Source organism: Laceyella sacchari (assembly GCF_024927925.1).
In the GTDB taxonomy this organism is placed as follows: domain Bacteria; phylum Bacillota; class Bacilli; order Thermoactinomycetales; family Thermoactinomycetaceae; genus Laceyella; species Laceyella sacchari.
The window spans coordinates 1,982,240-2,002,044 of record NZ_CP103866.1 but is presented as its reverse complement, the minus strand read 5'-3'; the positions used below and the strand labels follow the sequence as shown (position 1 = coordinate 2,002,044).

19 protein-coding genes are annotated in these 19,805 nt (G+C 48.1%); 13 read left to right on the top strand and 6 right to left on the bottom strand.

All coding sequences use genetic code 11. The annotated features are described in order from the left end of the window. Positions 1 to 61 precede the first annotated feature (61 nt). From NYR52_RS09755 to NYR52_RS09730, 7 genes are all read left to right on the top strand, one after another. Positions 62 to 1,099 (top strand): aspartate-semialdehyde dehydrogenase, encoded by a 1,038-nt coding sequence (locus NYR52_RS09755; protein ID WP_259435562.1) that lies wholly within the window; start codon positions 62 to 64, stop codon positions 1,097 to 1,099. Between the two features lie 16 nt (positions 1,100 to 1,115). Next, complete coding sequence (gene dapG, locus NYR52_RS09750; RefSeq protein WP_132223638.1) at positions 1,116 to 2,345, top strand: aspartate kinase; 1,230 nt, start codon at positions 1,116 to 1,118, stop codon at positions 2,343 to 2,345. A 17-nt stretch (positions 2,346 to 2,362) separates the two neighbouring features. Beyond that, a complete protein-coding gene (gene dapA / locus NYR52_RS09745) occupies positions 2,363 to 3,244 on the top strand; it encodes a 4-hydroxy-tetrahydrodipicolinate synthase (RefSeq protein ID WP_259436750.1) in 882 nt (293 codons plus the stop codon). A 194-nt stretch (positions 3,245 to 3,438) separates the two neighbouring features. Then, positions 3,439 to 5,115, top strand: coding sequence for a ribonuclease J (locus NYR52_RS09740; RefSeq protein WP_106342210.1), 1,677 nt, complete (start codon positions 3,439 to 3,441; stop codon positions 5,113 to 5,115). A gap of 955 nt (positions 5,116 to 6,070) precedes the next feature. Then, positions 6,071 to 6,301, top strand: a complete 231-nt coding sequence (locus NYR52_RS16765) for an imm11 family protein (protein ID WP_375163201.1) — start codon at positions 6,071 to 6,073, stop codon at positions 6,299 to 6,301. A 482-nt stretch (positions 6,302 to 6,783) separates the two neighbouring features. Continuing rightward, positions 6,784 to 6,960, top strand: a complete 177-nt coding sequence (locus NYR52_RS09735; protein ID WP_259435561.1) for a hypothetical protein — start codon at positions 6,784 to 6,786, stop codon at positions 6,958 to 6,960. Positions 6,961 to 7,413: 453 nt separating this feature from the next. Next, complete coding sequence (locus NYR52_RS09730; RefSeq protein WP_259435560.1) at positions 7,414 to 8,706, top strand: MDR family MFS transporter; 1,293 nt, start codon at positions 7,414 to 7,416, stop codon at positions 8,704 to 8,706. A gap of 124 nt (positions 8,707 to 8,830) precedes the next feature. Here NYR52_RS09730 and NYR52_RS09725 read toward each other — a convergent pair whose 3' ends face one another. Then, positions 8,831 to 9,025 (bottom strand): hypothetical protein, encoded by a 195-nt coding sequence (locus tag NYR52_RS09725; protein WP_259435559.1) that lies wholly within the window; start codon positions 9,023 to 9,025, stop codon positions 8,831 to 8,833. 685 nt (positions 9,026 to 9,710) lie between these two features. Here NYR52_RS09725 and NYR52_RS09720 point away from each other — a divergent pair. After that, complete coding sequence (locus tag NYR52_RS09720) at positions 9,711 to 10,646, top strand: S66 peptidase family protein (RefSeq protein ID WP_132223624.1); 936 nt, start codon at positions 9,711 to 9,713, stop codon at positions 10,644 to 10,646. Positions 10,647 to 10,710: 64 nt separating this feature from the next. Here the strand turns inward: NYR52_RS09720 and aceA are convergent, their stop codons facing one another. Both aceA and aceB read right to left on the bottom strand, forming a co-directional pair. Beyond that, positions 10,711 to 11,991 (bottom strand): isocitrate lyase, encoded by a 1,281-nt coding sequence (gene aceA, locus NYR52_RS09715; protein WP_375163143.1) that lies wholly within the window; start codon positions 11,989 to 11,991, stop codon positions 10,711 to 10,713. Positions 11,992 to 12,015: 24 nt separating this feature from the next. Next, the gene (gene aceB, locus NYR52_RS09710; RefSeq protein ID WP_259435558.1) at positions 12,016 to 13,629 is read right to left on the bottom strand and encodes a malate synthase A; all 1,614 of its coding nucleotides are present in this window, start codon (positions 13,627 to 13,629) and stop codon (positions 12,016 to 12,018) included. Between the two features lie 280 nt (positions 13,630 to 13,909). Here aceB and NYR52_RS09705 point away from each other — a divergent pair, with 280 nt between their 5' ends. Next, positions 13,910 to 14,095, top strand: a complete 186-nt coding sequence (locus tag NYR52_RS09705; protein WP_022738954.1) for an H-type small acid-soluble spore protein — start codon at positions 13,910 to 13,912, stop codon at positions 14,093 to 14,095. 560 nt (positions 14,096 to 14,655) lie between these two features. After that, positions 14,656 to 15,246: a histidine phosphatase family protein gene (locus NYR52_RS09700; RefSeq protein ID WP_259435557.1), complete on the top strand. Its 591-nt coding sequence runs from the start codon at positions 14,656 to 14,658 to the stop codon at positions 15,244 to 15,246. A 207-nt stretch (positions 15,247 to 15,453) separates the two neighbouring features. On the opposite strand, the gene NYR52_RS09695 is transcribed toward NYR52_RS09700, so the two are convergent. From NYR52_RS09695 to NYR52_RS09685, 3 genes are all read right to left on the bottom strand, one after another. Then, positions 15,454 to 15,732 (bottom strand): hypothetical protein, encoded by a 279-nt coding sequence (locus NYR52_RS09695; protein ID WP_022738951.1) that lies wholly within the window; start codon positions 15,730 to 15,732, stop codon positions 15,454 to 15,456. Positions 15,733 to 15,864: 132 nt separating this feature from the next. Further along, complete coding sequence (locus tag NYR52_RS09690; RefSeq protein ID WP_259436749.1) at positions 15,865 to 16,431, bottom strand: alpha/beta fold hydrolase; 567 nt, start codon at positions 16,429 to 16,431, stop codon at positions 15,865 to 15,867. A gap of 7 nt (positions 16,432 to 16,438) precedes the next feature. Then, entirely contained in the window at positions 16,439 to 16,795 is a 357-nt protein-coding gene (locus NYR52_RS09685) for an alpha/beta fold hydrolase (protein WP_259435556.1), read from the bottom strand. 372 nt (positions 16,796 to 17,167) lie between these two features. Here NYR52_RS09685 and NYR52_RS09680 point away from each other — a divergent pair, with 372 nt between their 5' ends. From NYR52_RS09680 to NYR52_RS09670, 3 genes are all read left to right on the top strand, one after another. Next, a complete protein-coding gene (locus tag NYR52_RS09680) occupies positions 17,168 to 17,299 on the top strand; it encodes a hypothetical protein (RefSeq protein WP_022738948.1) in 132 nt (43 codons plus the stop codon). Continuing rightward, positions 17,280 to 18,098 (top strand): prohibitin family protein, encoded by an 819-nt coding sequence (locus tag NYR52_RS09675; protein ID WP_259435555.1) that lies wholly within the window; start codon positions 17,280 to 17,282, stop codon positions 18,096 to 18,098. The genes NYR52_RS09680 and NYR52_RS09675 overlap by 20 nt, the downstream gene beginning before the upstream one ends. 250 nt (positions 18,099 to 18,348) lie before the next feature. Next, positions 18,349 to 19,575 (top strand): aminopeptidase, encoded by a 1,227-nt coding sequence (locus NYR52_RS09670; protein WP_132223606.1) that lies wholly within the window; start codon positions 18,349 to 18,351, stop codon positions 19,573 to 19,575. The last annotated feature ends 230 nt before the right edge of the window (positions 19,576 to 19,805 follow it).

The window sequence follows — 19,805 nt, the reverse complement described above, 5'->3', positions numbered from 1 at the left end:
ATGGGATTTAGGGGACATTTGTCATAATGAACAGCGTGCTGCTTGGGAGGGAATGATACTTATGACAATAAAAGGATATACAGTAGCGGTTGTGGGCGCAACGGGTGCTGTGGGACAACAGATGGTCAAATACTTGGAAAAACGGGAGTTCCCGGTGAAAGAATTGCGTCCGCTCGCTTCAAAGCGTTCGGCAGGGGGAACGATTTCTTTTAAGGGACAGGAAGTTACGATTCAGGAAGCGACACCGGAAGCATTTGAAGGCGTGGAGATCGCCCTTTTTAGTGCAGGCGGGAACGTGAGCAAAGTGTTGGCTCCGGAAGCCGTGAAACGGGGCGCGGTGGTTATCGACAACTCCAGTGCTTTTCGGATGGATCCCCAAGTGCCGCTGATTGTGCCTGAGGTGAATGCGGACAAAATCAAAGAGCATCAAGGAATTATCGCAAACCCGAACTGCTCGACGATCCAAATGGTTGTCGCGTTGAAACCGCTGTTGGAACGATATGGAATTGAGCGGATCATCGTATCAACCTACCAAGCGGTATCCGGTGCCGGCTGGAAAGCGGCTATCGCGCTGGAAGAGCAAAGCAAAGCTGTGTTGAATGGTGAAGAGGTGACACCGTCCGTCCTGCCGGTAGGCAAATTGGATAAACATTATCAAATTGCGTTTAACGTGATCCCTCAGATTGATGTGGGGCAGGAAAACGGATATACCTTTGAAGAGATGAAAATGGTCAATGAAACCAAAAAAATCCTAGGTGACGACAGCATCGGCGTGACAGCCACGTGCGTACGCGTTCCGGTGGTGCGCGGCCATAGCGAATCCGTGTACGTCGAGTTAAAGTCGGAGTATGATTTAAAAGAGGTTCGACAACTGTTGAGCGAGGCTCCGGGAGTTATTGTGCAAGACGATATTCAAGAGCAAGTGTATCCGATGCCGCTTCAGGCGACAGATCGCATGGAAACATTTATTGGCCGCCTGCGGCGTGATTTGACGCATCCACGCGGCTTAAATATGTGGGTTGTGTCTGACAACTTGTTAAAAGGTGCGGCCACCAACGCTGTCCAAATCGCCGAAGCGCTCATCGATCAAGATAGATGAAGAGAAGGGATATGTCATGGGGATTTTAGTGCAAAAATTTGGCGGAACTTCCGTTGCCACACCTGAACAACGGGCTCGGGTTCTGCACCATATCAGAAAAGCCTTGGCGGAAGAATACCGCTTGGTTGTCGTCGTGTCGGCGATGGGCAGAAAAGGGGACCCTTACGCGACGGATACGCTGTTGCAATTGCCGAAGCAATACGATGACCAGATTACGCCGCGCGAAAAAGACATGTTGATGAGCTGTGGTGAAATCATCTCCGCAACCACGATTTCGAGCATGTTGACCAAACATGAGATCAAGAATGTTGTGTTGACTGGTGGACAAGCGGGAATCATCACCAATGACCATCATACCAATGCCCAGATTATCACGGTCAACCCCAAGCGAATCCTGCGGGAGTTGGAAGGGAATCAGGTAGTGGTAGTGGCTGGCTTCCAGGGGCAGACCACGGATGGCGAAATCACCACCCTTGGCCGAGGCGGGAGCGACACGACAGCGACGGCGTTGGGCGTGGCCTTGCGCGCTGATTATGTAGACATTTTTACTGATGTCGAAGGGATTATGACAGCAGATCCCCGTATTGTGGATGACGCTTCCTACTTAGAGAGGGTTACTTACACAGAAATGTGCAACCTCGCTTTTCAAGGGGCCAAAGTGATTCATCCTCGCGCGGTGGAGATTGCGATGCAAACCAATACACCGATTCGTGTACGATCCACGATGTCTGATCATCCGGGGACATTGGTGACCAATGCGACGGAATCTGATCGCCTGGCCGGGGAAGTTAGGGATTTGACCATTATTGGGATTACCCAGATGGCTGATGTGACGCAGATCAAAATTCGGTTGGAACAAGGTCAATACGATTCACAGCTTAAAGTGTTCAAAACGATGGCAGATCACGGGATCAGTGTTGACTTCATCAGTGTCAACCCCAGCGAGATCGCATATACCGTATATGATGGGATGGCGGAGCGGGCGGCCCAATTGCTGACCGGATTGGGCCTCCATCCGGAGTTGACCGGGGGATGTGCCAAGGTGTCGGTAGTCGGGGCGGGCATCGCGGGAGTGCCAGGAGTGATGGCCAAGATCTCCGAAGCCCTGACAGAAGAAGATATTCAAATACTCCAATCGGCTGACTCGCATACGACGATTTGGGTATTGGTGCGCGGGGAAGACATGGTGAAAGCCGTGCGCGCCCTTCATAGAAAATTCGACTTGCACAACATACACTTTTCTTAAACAAATGGAGGAATGCCATTATGCTGTTTGGTCGGTTGATTACGGCCATGTGCACGCCGTTTACGAAAGAGAATCGCATTGATTGGGGTAAAGTGGAAGAATGCATTGATCGCTTGATAGACACTGGTAGCGATGCGATCGTAGTGGCGGGCACCACGGCAGAGTCTCCCACCTTGACTCATGAGGAGAAACTGGAGCTGTTCCGGTTCGCCAAGCAAAAAGCAGCCGGACGCGCTAAAATCATTGCGGGCACCGGGAGTAACAACACAGAGCAAACCATCCTCTTGACCAAAGAAGCAGAGGAGATCGGCGTAGATGGAGTGATGTTGGTAGCCCCTTACTACAACAAGCCATCGCAAGAAGGGCTGTACCAACACTTTAAAACAGTGGCTGAAGCTACCCGATTGCCGGTTATGCTGTACAATGTGCCGGGACGTACCAGTGTAAACATGACTGCGGACACCATGGCGCGTTTGGCCCGGCTGGAAAACGTGGTCGCCATCAAAGAAGCTAGCGGTGACCTCAACCAAATTTCACAATTGGTAATGCAAGTCCCAGAGGACGTTGCTGTCTACAGTGGGGATGACAGCTTAACGTTGCCGATTTTGGCTGTGGGAGGCGCGGGAATCGTCAGCGTGGCCAGCCATTTGGTCGGACGTGAAATGAAAGAGATGATTGAAGCATTTTTTGCGGGAAATCATGCCTTGGCTCTATCTCTGCATCAAAAGTTGCTTCCCGTGTTCAATGGCTTGTTTATGACATCCAGCCCTGTACCACTTAAGTACGCCATGTCATTACAAGGCTGGTGCGAGCCCAATGTGCGCTTGCCTTTGGTGGAAATGACTGAACAGGAAAAAGCGCAAGCGGAAAGCTGGTTGAAAGTGCTGAAAACCAACTGAATAAAAGCGTGAGAAAAAGGCTGACCATTTTTCTGGTCAGCCTTTTTGCTTGCGGAGAAGACATGTTCTCGGACAACCATTCCAATATTGCGACAAAATAATTTGTTGCATACACATTTTTTGATCGTATATAATGAGAACAAGTGAGAATTGTGCGGTTTACGGGTGACGACAACTAAATGTAGGAGGTTACTTTGTTGAGCAAAAACCAGCGAGGCAAATTACACATTTTTGCACTCGGTGGGTTGGACGAAATCGGAAAAAACATGTATGTGGTGCAGTATGAGAATGACATCGTGGTGATCGATGCGGGTTTGATGTTTCCAGAAGAGGACATGTTGGGAATCGACATCGTCATTCCAGACATCACATACCTGATTGAGAATAAGGAAAAAGTTCGTGGGATCATCTTAACACATGGACATGAAGACCATATCGGAGGACTTCCTTACATTTTGCGTCAATTGAACGTCCCGATCTATGCGACAAAGCTGACGATGGGACTGGTTGAGCATAAATTGCGGGAAGCGCATATCTTAAACGACACCAAACGCTATATCATCAATAACCATTCAGAGATCAAACTGGGTTCCACCTTGAAGGCGACCTTTTTCAATACAAACCACAGCATTCCCGACTCGGTCGGAGTTTGTGTTGAGACGCCGGAAGGTAACGTTGTTCACACGGGGGATTTTAAATTCGATATGACCCCGGTCAATGAAAAAGTGGCGGATATCCATAAGATGGCGGAAATCGGCAGAAAAGGTGTTCTATGTCTTTTATCCGATAGTACCAATGCTGAACGGGCTGGCTTTACTGGATCTGAGCGTACTGTTGGAGAAGGCATTAACGAGGTGTTTCGGAAGGCGAAACAACGGGTTATCGTGGCAACTTTCGCATCCAATATTCACCGGATTCAACAAGTTGTGGATGCTTGCCAGCTTTATGGAAGAAAGCTGGCTGTCGTGGGCCGCAGCATGGTGAACGTGGTGAACATCGCATCCGAATTGGGTTATCTACATATCCCATCAGACCTGCTCATTGAACCGGACGAGATCAACCGTTTGCCGGCCAACCGCGTAGCCGTGATCTCAACAGGAAGCCAAGGGGAATCCATGTCGGCACTGACCCGCATGGCCAACGCTTCCCACCGCAAGGTTGAAATCTTGCCCGGTGACACAGTGATTATCGCCGCAACGCCGATTCCCGGTAATGAAAAACTGATTGGACGCACAGTGGATCAGTTGTTCCGCATTGGTGCCGACGTCGTTTACAGCACCACCTCCCACGTGCATGTCTCCGGACATGGTTCCCAGGAAGATCTCAAATTGATGTTGAGCTTGATCAAACCCAAATACTTTATTCCGATTCATGGTGAGTACCGCATGTTGCGGGCTCACGCCCAACTCGCCGAATCAGTAGGCGTTCGTCCCGAAAACATCTTTATCTGCGACAACGGGGATACGGTTGAGATCTCCGGCGGTAAAGCAAGATACGGTCCAAAAATTACAACAGGAAAAGTGCTCATCGACGGTTTAGGAGTTGGCGACGTTGGAAACATTGTACTTAGAGACCGCAAACTCTTATCGCAAGATGGTATCTTAGTCGTTGTTGTCACCCTTAGCAAGGCAAACGGAGCCATCCTTTCCGGACCAGACATCATCTCCCGTGGCTTCGTGTACGTCCGGGAGTCTGAACAGCTCTTGGATGAAGCAAATCGGATTGTAAGCATGACCATGGAAAAATGCATGAAAGACCAAGTGAGCGAGTGGGCTTCCCTCAAAACAAGCATTCGCGATGCACTCAGCAAATTCTTGTTTGAGCGGACACGCCGCCGCCCCATGATTCTTCCAATTATCATGGAAGTATAGTCAGAACGTAACCGCACATAAGCCATAGCCCCTGAGACGTCAGGGGTTGTGGTTTTTTTATTTTAGCCGGGCCGGTGTTCGGCGGAAATGATATGTTTTATATTACCTATTCTTCTTTTGTATATTGCCCCCTTTCTTCATTCCTTCCATAAGCCGGCGACTGAAAAACCGTTTTTCCCATTTGCTTCACGCGTGACGAGGCGCTCATTGGGAAAAGGTTTTTCAGCCGCTGCTTCTACCACTATTACAGTTACAGCTCCGATGTGTACCGATTCGCCACTGTTGGGGTTGCTTCCGAACCAAGTTGCATCGCACTTTGTTTACAGGAGAATGGAGAGCCTTAGCTCTGGCATTATTTTTTAAATTTTAAATACCTGAAGATCCTGATAGTATTTTTGTTTTGGATTATCGGGATTAGCGTTTAAGGAAGTTTGGAGCAATGAACAGTAGGGGAGCAGGTGAACATGCTGGCATCGTTTCTTTTTAAAACATTTCTCTGATTGAGTGAAAAAATATAGGTAACTATTCAACCAGTTGTTTCTCATAAACGTAGTGGAGATAGTGAAGCGGCATATATAGATGTTATTATGCCGAGTTGTACATGAGACTGAGAACTGTAGACACATATAAATGTTACAAGGCATTAAAGAAGAACTACAACAAAATATCGAGGTTAAATGGTATGAAAATTTATGTACTTGATTATGATTATTCGTATCGGTCAATTGTACCTATTGAAGAACACTTATTTGATCAATTTGAACAATTGGGCAAATCACTGATAAAAAACTGGCAGCCAATTAAATTAAAAGTACCTGAGTCTAAGAAGGAATTTCCGAGGAGTGATTTCCCGAATTTGTTAACATATGTTCCGGTGTTTAGCCCAAAAAGCAAAGGCATGTTTTAAAGAATTGCTGAGACCTCTGAATGAGTTTTTAACTGTAACAATCATACTATAGATGGATTAGATGAAGAAAAATCGGATGTAAAGCGATTTGTAAGTAGTAGGAGGATCATGCGGATTGTAAAGCATGAGTTTGTTCCGGAGAAAGTGAAGGATCAAATAATGTTTAAAATCCCTCAAGATCCAGGATCAATTTATGTATCCGATTTATTTGTAGAAAAATATAATCATCATGAACTTGTGGGCCTAAAATTTAGGGAGATTTGGAATAAGGAAGCATAGCAAAACTGCAAAAAGCCACAACCCCTTGGGTGTCCAGGGACTGTGGCTTTTTAATATGTTTACTGTTGTGGGGTCTGTTTGCAGAGATAAACAGTGATGTACGGCAAGTAATATGCATGGAAGAAGGGACTTGGGAAGGAGTCAGCCTTTTATTACCAGCCACCCTAACATGAGATAGATGGCGCCGAAAAGGATGAATGGGAGATAGGTGATAAAGGATTCCATGGCTATGCACCTCTCTTTTGTTTGATTAAGGGGCATTAAGAGGGAACAAGCTGTTGTAACCTGTTTTCCCAAGCAGACGGAGCCATTGTTAGTTTGTCCAAAATTCTTCTGTCATTCACTCGGGTGAGTCCGGTTACAGTGGAAATATCAAGGGAACGGGTTTTTTTCATCAGGTGAAAAGGAGTATGAACAAGATTTGTATAAATTAACAAATACAGGATATTTTTAGCTGACATGGGCAAAGGAGTGTTGGATCAATGGGGCGTGAAAATAGCAAAAGAAAAACCACCCCTTCTGAAATGGTCGAAAAATTGGCGAAGTATCTCGGCGTGACTGAAGAATATTTCAGCCGCCGGTTTACGAAGCAAAAAAGAGAATGGATATATTCCAGGTTAAAATTAATAAAACAATGGGAAGAAAATAGAAAGCAATGAGCGATGACTATTCATATGCATCTTAAACAATACATAAAGCTGTGAGTCAGAAGGAGGAGGGAGGTTGCGTTTTTATATACAGAATATTGATAAATTGATATCTGATTACTGATTTGACAATTGATTGTGAATTTTGTACAATGAGAACGAACGTGGGTTCTATCTGGACAGATAGCGATCCAACAAAACAATAAATGCTTTCAAAAATATGTGAGAAAGGGGATGCACCGTGATGATGAAACGAGTAATGATAATTGTACCATTTCAATATCAGCATAATGAAGGCTTTATTTTTTACCGCGTGCGGTGTTACAATCCCCTCATCAATTCTCTACACTAGGATGGATGATATTCTGTTCTGGCCCAATTGAAATGGAGAGCGCACACACTGGTAAAAGATATTTGCCAGTGTTTTTTGTTGTTGTTTGATAAATGAATTTTGGAGGCTACGGTATGTTTTTAAAAGATTGGGATTTGAATTTGAAGATTCGATTATTTGGCGAAGGGATTACCAATGTGTTGTTTTGGATGTTTTTCCCGTTTATGTCCGTCTATTTCTCGCAAGTGTTCGGAAAGGAATGGGCGGGAGGTATGCTGGTTTTTTCCCAACTGTTGGGGGTGATCGCCAATCTGATCGGCGGGTATTGCGCCGACCGATTTGGGAGGAAACGGATGATGGAGCTATCTGCGTTTGCTAAAGGCGTCTCGTTCTTGGTGTTTGCTTTTGCCAATTCTCCATGGTACACTTCCCCCATTTTGACATACATCAGTTTTGCGGCCCTCGGAATTTGCGGATCCCTTTACTGGCCGGCGAGCCATGCGATGGTAGCGGATTTGGTAAAAGAGGAAGATCGCAATCAAGTGTTCGCCATTTTTTATACAGCTATTAACTTATCCGTGGTGATCGGCCCGTTGTTGGGAAGCATCTTTTTCTTCCATTATCGGTTTGGTTTGTTGTTGGTAGCGGCGTTGACCGCCTTTGTGCTGTCGTTGCTCATTCGGCGTTATGTGAGTGAAACAATTCCGGAGCGAGCGGTGGCTCACCAAGGAAATCGACTTAAAGCACAGGGGTGGCGGCAATTTGTGCACAGTCATTTACAGGATTATCGAGTCATTTTGTCTGACCGCACCTTCATGCTGTTTATTTTGGCGGGGATTTTGGTGGCCCAAACGTTTATGCAACTCGATTTGGCGCTGGGCATTTATGTGACGGAGAAATTCCCGAGACAAACCTTATTCCATGTTGGTGAGTGGTCGCTTGAAGCGGGTGGTACGACATTTTTCGGATGGCTGGTTGCGGAGAATGGCTTATTGATTGCCCTGTTTACTGTTTGGGTCAGCCGATGGGTCGGTCGGATGCAGGAGAAAAGGGTTTTCCTCTCTTCCGCGTTTTTGTACGGGATTTCCATGTTGGCTTTTGGCAGCAGCACAAATATATGGGTGGCATTGGCGGCCATGGTGCTGTTTACAGTTGGAGAGCTGTTGGTAGTGGGATTACAAGAGAGCTTTGTCTCCAAATTAGCCCCAGAACACATTCGCGGGCAATATTTTGCTGCTGCCAGCATGCGGTTTACGATTGGCAAAACATTGGCACCTTTTTCCATCCCTCTGGCAGCGTGGGTTGGGTATGGATGGATGTTTGTTGTGCTTGCTTGCCTTGCCTGGCTGGGCGGTTTCATATACATGGCGATGTTCCGTCGATTGGAACGCCAACCCGTGATTATAGCGGCCGATCATTCAGCATGAGATATCGTGAAAATCGGAAGAAGAACCCCGGTAGTAACGGGGTTCTTTGTTTTTGCGCTCGACAAAGAGCGCCGATTCATACGTCATCGGCGGAGTTACTTGCCATTTGGCAGGCAAAAACCGATTAGCAGTAGTCAAATCTCTCGGCGCGATTAATTTGCCGGAGAGCGCGCCCTTCAAATACAAGTGCGTCTGCGATGCGGTTTTCTGCCGTTTCAAAGCGTTCATCTCTGATTGCGTCGATAGAGCGGTTTAACTCTCTGATGGCACGTTTTAAGTTTTTGATGGCACGGCATTTAGCGGACCTTCTGCGAGACATGAAGAACCCCCCTTTGTGATGTGATCAGTTGATATGGAATAGCATATGGATCATTGAGTGAAGTTGCTTGTGTCCCTGCCTTGTTTATAAAAAACTCTAGTAAAAACAGGGTATAGATCTATATTTGAGATACTATCAGTTCTTCAAGTCAAAGGTCCGCGCTTAAATAGTTTTAATATTCAGTTTATAATCATAGTGAAAAAAGCCGGCCATCGGCTGGCAGGAGAGTCCCAAAACGCCAGAATCATTCGGGACATGGGTGGGGTGGGGTATGAACTGACCTATGATGATATGCAGGAAAAGGTGGGTTGTCAGGGGAACTGGCTGGAAGCTGGATGGGGGATGAGGATGGTTGAGGGGAAAAAGGGAAAGGAAATGGAGGATCCAGTGAATGGGTGCACTCCATCCCTTTGCAATGAAATGGTATTGGCGTACACCTATCGTAACCCTTTCTTGGCAACCCATTCAATCATAGGAAAATCACAAATCAATGATAGTTTAAATCGCAGGTAGTCTTAGCTGATCGATTAGCCAGTGTTCTGTGGGAGTCTGCTGAAAAGGGGTTCAACTGCTGATCCGGAAGGAATGTATACTTGTGGCAAGAATGCATTGCTGTGTCGAGTGTATTAAGAATGATTGAAGCCTTTTTAAGCTGTTATGCCAGACGATGATAGGGAGGAAAACAATGAAACCACCAGCATTAAAACCGGGTGATCTGATCGGGGTTATCGCTCCTGCCAGCCCGGTGCCTGAAGAGAGACGGAAATGTGCATTACAAACATTGCGCAGATTTGGTTATCGGGTAAAAGTAGGAGCCTCCGTGCAGGAACAGCATGGCTATTTATCGGGAACAGATGAAGTGCGGGCGCGGGATGTGAATGAGATGTTTGCTGATCCGGAAGTGAGGGCGATCATGTGCATCAGGGGTGGCTATGGCTCACAGCGCCTCCTTGACCGGATCGATTACGCTATGATCAGGAGGAATCCGAAGATTTTTGTAGGCTACAGCGATATTACGTCCCTGCACTTGGCGCTTTGGAAAAAGGCAGGATTGATCACTTTCCACGGGCCCATGGTAGGAGAGTTGGAACATGTCTCGGAGGAAGAGGAGCTGGCTTGGTCGGTTTTATTTCGCCAACTTTCCAATCCTCAACAGCTGGGAAAATATCCAGACACCGGGCGGGCGCACTGTTATACGATCACGCCAGGGAGAGCGACTGGTAGGCTGATCGGGGGAAATCTTTGTCTTTTGGCGGCTTCGATGGGAACTCCTTATGAGCTGGATACTACTGGGAAGATTTTGTTCATTGAAGAGGTGGGAGAAGAGCCTTATCGCATTGACCGCATGCTGACGCAATTGCGTTTGGCTGGAAAGTTGGAACAGGCTGCTGGTATTTTGTTCACCGACTTTCATGATTGCGATGCGGCGAACCCGGAGCGAAGCCTAACTTTGCGCGAAGTGTTGGAGGAGATTGTCCGGCCACTAGGCGTTCCTGCTTATTTTGGCTTTCAAGCTGGACACACCAAGCCGAACCTGACATTGCCCATCGGTATTCGAGCCGACTTGGATGCTGGCGAGGGGACGTTGATATTGTTGGAAGGATGTGTCCAGGCCAACTGATCATAAGCAAAATGGAGAAGCACCCATCCGGCTATGCCGAAAGGGTGCTTAATTTATGTGACCATTAGGACATAAACTGTTGATGTTCGGTAGAATTTTTCAATGCCGTGGTGGATGAGGTGCCACCGGTGATGATGAGGGAGACTTGATCGAAGTAGCCCGTTCCCACTTCACGCTGATGGCGCGTGGCGGTGTATCCTTCCGCTTCAAGGGCAAATTCGGCCTGTTGCAGTTTGGAATATGCCGTCATGCCGTTAGAGGCGTATTCATTGGCCAGTTGGAACATGCTGTAATTGAGAGAGTGGAAACCCGCCAAGGTGATGAATTGGAATTTGTAGCCCATGTTTCCGAGCTCATCTTGGAACTTGGCAATGGTTTTGTCATCCAGCTTCTTTTTCCAGTTGAAAGAGGGAGAGCAATTGTACGCCAGCAATTTTCCGGGGAATTTGGCGTGAATCGCTTCGGCGAAACGGCGCGCTTCCTCGAGATCAGGTTCCGATGTCTCACACCAGATAAGATCGGCGTAAGGTGCGTAGGCCAATCCGCGGGCAATCGCTGTATCCAGTCCGGGTCGAATCCGAAAGAATCCCTCGGGGGTTCGCTCACCCGTGAGGAAGGGATGGTCAGCGGGATCAATGTCACTGGTCAACAGCTCTGCGGCGTTGGCATCGGTGCGGGCGATCAGGATGGTAGGCACGCCCATCACATCTGCGGCGAGGCGAGCCGAGATGAGATTGCGGATCGCATGCGAAGTAGGAATCAGCACTTTGCCGCCCAGATGGCCGCATTTTTTCTCTGAGGCTAATTGGTCTTCAAAATGTACGCCGGAGGCCCCTGCTTCAATCATCGCTTTCATCAACTCAAACACATTCAGCGGCCCTCCGAAGCCCGCTTCTGCATCGGCGACAATAGGTGCAAACCAATCCCGCTGTTTTTTCTCTTCGGCCCATTCAATCTGATCGGCGCGTTGCAGTGCCTGGTTGATCCGTTTGACCACTTGGGGCACGCTGTTGGCGGGATACAAGCTTTGGTCGGGGTACATTTGTCCAGCCAGGTTGGCGTCGGCGGCCACTTGCCAACCGCTCAAATAGATTGCTTTCAATCCAGCTTTCACTTGTTGCATGGCCTGGTTGCCAGTGAGTGCCCCCAATGCTTTGATATGAGGCTCCGTATGAAGCATTTCCCACAGTTTGCGGGCGCCGCGCGATGCAAGCGTGTATTCGATGGTGAGAGAACCGCGAAGTTTCAGTACATCCGCGGCGGAGTATGGGCGTTTGATTCCCTTCCACCGGGGGTTGGTGGACCAATCTTTTTCCAAAGCGGCAATTTCCTGTTGATGGTTCATCATCATTCATCCTTTCTAATCATGTTAATCTAATAACGCATAGCCGGGTAATGTCAGAAACTCTGTGAATTCATCACTCAACACCAATTCGGAAAACAGGGGGATCGCCATATCCAAACGATGGGAGGATCCCAGCTGTTCACGCAGACGGGTCGCTTCTTCCTGCAACAATTGCTGATATAACTCTTTGGTGATCGGCCGCCCGTCCTCCAGTGAGGCGTCCGGATGGCGCAACCATTGCCAAACCTGCGCACGAGAAATTTCGGCGGTGGCTGCATCTTCCATCAGGTTGTCGATGGCTACAGCCCCTGAACCGCTTAACCAAGCGGCGATATAGTGGATGCCGACACGAATGTTGGTTCGCAGTCCGTCTTCGGTAATCGGGCCAGTGGGCACCCGCAACAAGTCGGCTTGTGTGATGGTTACTTCTTCTTGCTTTCGACTGATTTGATTGGGTTCTGGCATCCAGTGATCAAACACTTCCCGGGCCAGTTGGACAAGGCCGGGATGAGCTACCCATGTGCCATCATGCCCGGCTTGGGCTTCCCTCTCTTTATCGGCGCGCACTAATTCAAATGCCCGTTGAGTCGCTTCGGGGTTTTTCCTGCTCGGAATGTGAGCGGCCATTCCGCCAATGCAAGGGGCATTGCGCTTGTGACATGTTTGGATTGCCAATTGGGTATAAGCTTTCATAAAGGGGGTTGTCATCGTGACAAGCGAGCGGTCAGGCAACAATATGGCACGATGGTTTTGCAAGTGTTTCATGTAACTGAAGATATAATCCCAGCGGCCGCAGTTTAATCCGGCTGAATGTTCTCTCAATTCGTACATTATCTCGTCCATTTCAAACGCGGCCAAGATCGTTTCGATCAATACAGTCGCTTTGATGGTGCCTTGTTCAATCCCTTTCACTTGTTGGGCATAAATAAATACGTCATTCCACAAACGGGCTTCCAAATGGCTTTCCATTTTTGGGAGGTAAAAATAAGGGCCTGATCCTTTGGCCACCAAGGCCTTTGCATTGTGGTAGAAATAAAGTCCGAAATCAAACAGGCTGGCTGGAACCGGTTTTCCGTCAACAAGGACGTGTTTTTCATCCAGATGCCATCCGCGCGGCCGCACATGGAGCACAGCAGGATCGGGGTTTACTTTATACCATTTTCCTTGGGGGCTCATGTAGGTGAGTGTCCCTCGAATTGCGTCACGCAAGTTAATTTGCCCTTGCACGGTGTTGTGCCAAGTGGGGGAGTTGGCATCTTCAAAATCTGCCATGAAACCCTGGGCACCTGAGTTGAGAGCATTAATTACCATTTTGCGATCTCCAGCAGGACCGGTGATCTCCACCCGCCGGTCAAGCAAATCCCGGGGCAAGGGGGCGATGGACCAATTTCCTTCCCGAATGGCTCTCGTCTCATCCAGAAAATCGGGCAGTTCAGTTTTTAGTTTTACCGACCGTTCTTTTCTGTTATGCAACAGACGATCGCGTTGATCGCGGAAGCGTCGTGTAAGATCAGCAATGAATTGCAAGGCTGAGAAGGTGAGAACTTCGGCATAGGCATCAGTGACTGGGCCTATGATCTCAACTCTTTCCGGGCATGATACTTTTCGCAACAAACCGGATCCCCTCCTGGGTGCCATTATGTTATATAACAGATTTCCTTTTCGTTTTCTATACTAACACAGCAACTGTTATAGTACAACTGATATTTTCAAAAAAATGAATTTTTTTATTTAATAAAGAAAGGTACAGGGTTTGGCGTTCTTCACACTCGGAGCGTTTTGTTATGAACCATCATCTCGACCAGTTTCATGTGCATAACTCTCTATCTTTGACACAACCTAAGAGCGAAGTTAGCATGATTGTTTTGCTGAGCAAACAAATGATCTGAGATGGATTCTCTGATAGGGAGGTGACTTGATGCAAATCGATCGGGCAAAGGAGATTTTGCAGTCGCCGGAGAAAATTGCGGTGACCTACCGTGGCGAGCCGGTATGGATCGAGATGGTGGATGAAAGCGCAGAAAAAGTGCGCGTCCACAGCGAATCCAATCCGCAAGAAGTGAAGATTCTCCCCGTTCACGATTTGGATGAGCAAAGAGCATGACAAAAGAGGGAAATCACCCTTTAATCCTTGTAAATGGCTCAGGGTGAGAGAAGCAAATTTGGAGAGCAGCGAGGTTCTGCTCTCTTTTTTAATGCGTTTGATAGAGGATCTTGGGAGAAAGTAGTTTAAACTGGTTATGTTAGTGTAAAATGACACTGGAAAGGCGATCTGGGAATGTCCGGTGAATCAAGCTGATTTTTCATCAGATCCAATCAGTTTTAGCAATAGATGTGGAACGATCGGGGGGAGTGTGACTGCATTTGAGAAAAAGAAATCAAAAGACATGGCGCGGGATTGTTCTCATTATAATGAACTGAGGCAGTGTTCTAAAAACACGACAACCCGTGGCGAATCACATGGAAGACAAGCGAACCGCCCCGATGGTGTGACATCAGTGTCACTTTAGTCCATTTTGCTTAAGGCCGTAACTTCTTCAGGCGCGGGAACGATGAAAGGATATTTACATCAAGGGGAAATCGACAACAGAGCATGAGCTACAAACTGCCGGAACGAAACCGGTTACGTGGCGACAGTGCCTGCTTTAGAAGGAGGAAGAAGTAATGCAAATTTTGTTGATCCGGCATGGACAATCCGAAGCGGATGCATTGGAGGTGCACGAGGGCAGGGTTGACTTTCCGTTGACCCCGGCAGGTGTGGAACAGGCGCATAAGATGGCGGAGCGGGTGAAGGAAGCGTTTCCGCCCGAATATATTTGGGGGAGCACATTAAAAAGAGCAAGTGAAACGGCATCCATTTTGGCCAGGACGATTGGTTGTCCTATTAACTATCTCCCCGAATTGGAAGAGCATAACAACGGAAAGCTTGCTGGCCGTTCGCAGGCGGGCAAATCGGTTCCCAGGAACCTCCCCCCACATGTGAAATTGGGTGAGACAGGAGAATCAGGTATTGAATTTCGTGCGCGAGCCGAGCACGTATTTTCATATATTAAACATTATAGTAAACCTTATCGTCGTATCGCGATTGTCTCCCATGAAGGGATGATTTCACGGATATTGGAAAGTTTTTTAGGTTTGCCAGTTCATCACGACTACTATTTTCATACCAGTGAAGCGGGGATTCATTTGATTGAATACAATGAACGAGGCCGGTTTGTGCATTTTCTCAACTCTGATGACCATGTGAGAACTTAAATTTTACGTTTGTTGTCCATCAACTGTTCATGAATGGCCTTAAGGGTGCGATGAATACATCGCAACGAGGCGGCGGTTTAAGTATCCAAAACCGGATGCCCGTGCACCACAATCGTTTGGTGCACGGGCATTGCCATTTTGATGACCCGCATCCACGTTAGAGGGGGATTTGTTTGTGCGAAAGGATAGATGCTTCCCGTTTGTAACTCAGAGTTCCATTTTATTGATGATGGAGTGATATACTCCGGTTCCTGATCCGTGTATATGGGACACTTCTTCTCGCAACAAGTCAATGATATAGGTGCGTTCCTGTTCGGTCAGGTCGGCATCCACATCGCGCAACTTGCGTTGCAAGCTACTGATCAAATTTAAGCTGTGCTCCGCTTCTTTACGGCCTGGTTCGCGCATATTGGCTTCGTGCAACCGGGCTTCTTCTTTCTCCAAACGCTCAGACAGGATGTTCATCTCTTCAAGCGATAAGATCATCACAACGCCTCCCTAAAAACATCATCCGATGATAGTATCGTTCGAAACCAGGAAAAACATGCGGCACCGGAAAAAGGACCCGTCAGCCCTTTGTCTGCATGTTCGAAAGCAGGTTGTTATGAGAGTGATTCATTAGACCGTGTTGACGGGGCCTGTATTGTTGGTGATTGCCGTGAGCCAGTCGGAGATGAGCTGGTTGCATTGCCGCCAGGCTTTGGTGGGAAGTTGGTGGCGTTTGCTCTTGATTTCTTGGGTAGTCACTTGAGGAAGCCGGGCTTGAAGTAGCTTGGTGTATTTGTGAAAACTACGATCTTTACTTCCATAAAGAAGTAATATCGGTTGCTTTATCTCTATCAGTCGCTTGGTGCAATTGTACTGTTGGCTAAATGCGAAATATTGCTGGATGTTTTTTGGATCGCCTTGGCACGCGGCGCGGTGGAGATTGGCAAATGTCAATGGCGTATCGGCATTGCTCCAGGACAAGATAGTGGCCAAAGACCGGAAACAGAGGGGTGTGCATAAGTGGGTCGCTGCTCTAATGGCCGCTTTGAGGTACAGTGTGCTGACTTCCGACATGGCGCTGATTAGAATCCCTCCTGCAAAGCGATCCGGATGGGCAAGCAATGCTTCTAGCACAATGCTTCCACCGGTGGAATATCCACATAAGTAAGCTTCTTCAATGCCTAGAGCGTGTCTGATGAATAGGCTAGCGGCTCCAAAACCATTTTCTCATTCGCTTCACGCGTGGCGAGGCGCTCCTCGAGAAAAGCTTTTTCCGCCGCTTCTTCCCTACCAACTTGATTTGCCAGACACACCCTAGTTTGTTAAGCAGTTGCCTGATATCCTCAGCGATCAATGGATATGTCAGCGGAGTGGGGGACGGGTCGCTGGCTCCGTGACCCCGAATGTCAAATGTCAGAACGCGAAAGGACGTCGTGAGTTCAGCTATCTGATAGCGAAATACCGCGCTGGTGATAAGGGGAGGATGGATGAAAACCAGAGCGGGACCTTGTCCTGCAAGATGATAATGCAACCTTGTTCCATTTGCTTCGATCAACGGCACCGAAGACCCTCCTTTGGCTGTCCATTTACAGGTAGTGTGATATGTGCAGGGAGAAAGTATGAGAGCTGACAATGGGGAGACTCTGGCCGAGGGAGTATCCCTGAAAATGTAATAGATGTCTTTTTATGAAATGGAAGATAGACATTATCAAAATTCTCGTTCATTGGTGTTTTGGTCATTTTTTTGTAATATGAAACGGATGCAGAAATTTTTTCAGTTTTTTAATAGAGGGATTTGACCTGACGCTTGTTTCCCTTATAATAAAAGAGCATTGTCCTTATTGTTTTTTTTATGGTGTGAGGATTTTATATTTTTAAAGAAAAGGGGAGAACGGTGTCCATACTTCTGGTCCTATTTTTAGGAGGGTTATTGTTGGTCGGTTTGTATCCGTGGTATGAACGAATGGGCAATTACTTGCTGACGAAGTGCGAATCGATTGAAAAAAAGAAGATTCCGCGGAAAAAAGGGGGGACCAAACGCAAGGATGCCAGTCAAATCACATAAAAAGCGCAAAAAGCAGTGGATCGGATTTGCTGCGGTGTTGGTTTGCTACATACTGATTGTTTTGTTGCTGGGGAGCTGCCTGTCAATGGTAGAAGCCGGTCACCAAGGCGTGGTATTCAACTATTTCAGTGGCGTTCATCCGCAAGTGTTGGGAGATGGGTTGCACCTTCATTGGCCGTGGGAATCGGTGACGGCGTATCCTGTTTCTACCGAAATGGCAACGTTTGCAAAGGGACAAGCCGTATCTGTGGTGAGTAAGGACGGACAACGGGTGCAGATCGATGTGTTTATGAGCTATCACTTGCAACCCGCCCGCTTGCCCGGGTTGATGCAACGTTTGCATCAGGAGGATTGGGAAGATGCGCGGCAGCAAATTTTGCGGGGGCGGTTGCAAGCTGCCATGCAGACAGTGGCGCTTCGGCATTCGGTGGTCAGTCTGTTTGCCACACAAAGAGAGACTGTCTGCCGGGAGATCGAAGCCGAGGTGAAACGGGAATTGGCGAAAGACGGAATTGGATTGGAAGGATTGGCCTTGACTGATTTGCGCGTTGATGAGCGGATGCGGCAACGTTTGCAGAAGCTTGTTGAGTCTGATATTGAACATCAATACATATTGCGCGAGACGGCCAATAAAGAGCAATTGGCCCGACAGCGTCTGAATGAAGCGGAAACGAGCCGCAAGGTGACTCTGATCGAAGCGCAGGGCGAAGCGGAGGCTAATCGTCTGATTAGCCAATCGTTGACACCGGAATTGATGCGTTATTACCAGCGGGAACAAGTAAAATCCCGCACAAACTGAGTCGTGTTTGCTGGGTTGATGAAATTAGGCGAATTGTAGTCTGAACTGCCAGAGGGGGTCTATTTCCGCCCTCCATGCCAAGTACTGCCAACCATCTGGCGCCAACGCGCGGGTGACAAAGAGGAGGTACGCGCACCGTCTTGTGAGCCCTCGCGGTCACGCTTTATAATACAAACGAAAAACAAACCATCAGATAAGCTGACTATTCCCTGCGATACGTAATATATGGGGGCGGAATGAGGTAGAGACGATGTTGAAAGCAAAAGAATTGACCACTTACGCCAGGTTGTTGGTCCAACTTGGTGTCAACTTGCAACCGGGTCAAAACCTGGCTATTCGGGCGTCAACCGATGCCGCGCCGCTGGTGCACAAACTGGTTGAGGTGGCTTATGAATCCGGGGCGCCCCATGTATTGGTTGATTGGTCTGATGATGAGATCAATCGTATCCGGTTGCGCATGGCGCCGGAGGAAACGCTTGCTTTCGTGCCTGAAGGCAAAGTGGAGGACTTCATCCGCATGATTGAGGGAGGGGCGGCGGTCATTTCTATTTTGACCCCCAAACCAGAATTGTTGAAAGATGTGGAAACATCGCGCATCGCCACCGTGACGAAGGCGATGGGCAAAGCGATGAAAAAATATCAAGAACTGGCGCAAGGTGGGGAAATAAGCTGGACGATCGGAGTGGTGCCCACAGCGGAATGGGCTAATGTGGTATTTCCGGAGTTGGGGGAAGAAGCGGCTCTGGCCAAACTGTGGGAGAGTATCAAATTGGCAACGCGTTTGGACCATGGCGATCCATTGGCTTATTGGCAAGCATACGCCAACCGATTGGAAGAGCGGACGGCTTGGTTAAATGATCAACAATTCACGCGGTTACAATACCGGGGGCCTGGAACAGAGCTTACAGTGGAACTGCCTAAAAACCACCGCTGGTTGGGCGGAGGATTAAAGAACAGACAAGGCGTCTACTTTCTTCCCAACATCCCGACGGAGGAAGTGTTCACCGCGCCAGTGCGTAACGGAGTAAATGGGCGGGTGCGGAACAGTAAGCCGTTGGTATATCATGGCCAGGTAATCGACGGTTTCACACTGACTTTTGAAAACGGGCGGGTTGTGCAGGCAGAAGCGGAGACAGGGAATGCTTCGCTTCAGGCGTTGCTTCAGATGGATGCTGGTGCCGCTCATTTGGGGGAGGTCGCCTTGGTGCCCCATGATTCGGTTCTGTCCAAGTTGGGCGTGGTTTTCCGAAACACCTTGTTTGACGAAAATGCCTCATGTCATTTTGCCCTCGGAGCGGCTTATCCGTTTTGCATTGAGGATGGTGTAACGATGTCCAAGGAAGAAAGAGCGGGCAATGGGTTGAATGAAAGCGTCATTCATGTGGACTTCATGGTTGGCACAGCAGAACTGGACATCGATGCCGTAACGGTAGAGGGACGGGTGGTGCCGCTGTTTCGCAATGGAAACTGGGTATGACCGGACGGAGCGGCTCTTGCTGATTTTGGCAAGGGTCGCTTCATTTTGTATGGCGGCAACATGGTTTGAAAGACATTGGCAAGAGATCGCTTCAAAAATCGCGGCGATCTCTTGCTGTTTTATTCTATGAGGAGGGGAGATAAGGAAGAGATAGAATTATAAAATAGGAAAAATATAGAAAATCAGGCCGGGTGGAGGATGTTTTTTTTAAAAGAAAAGAGGTGGTTTAG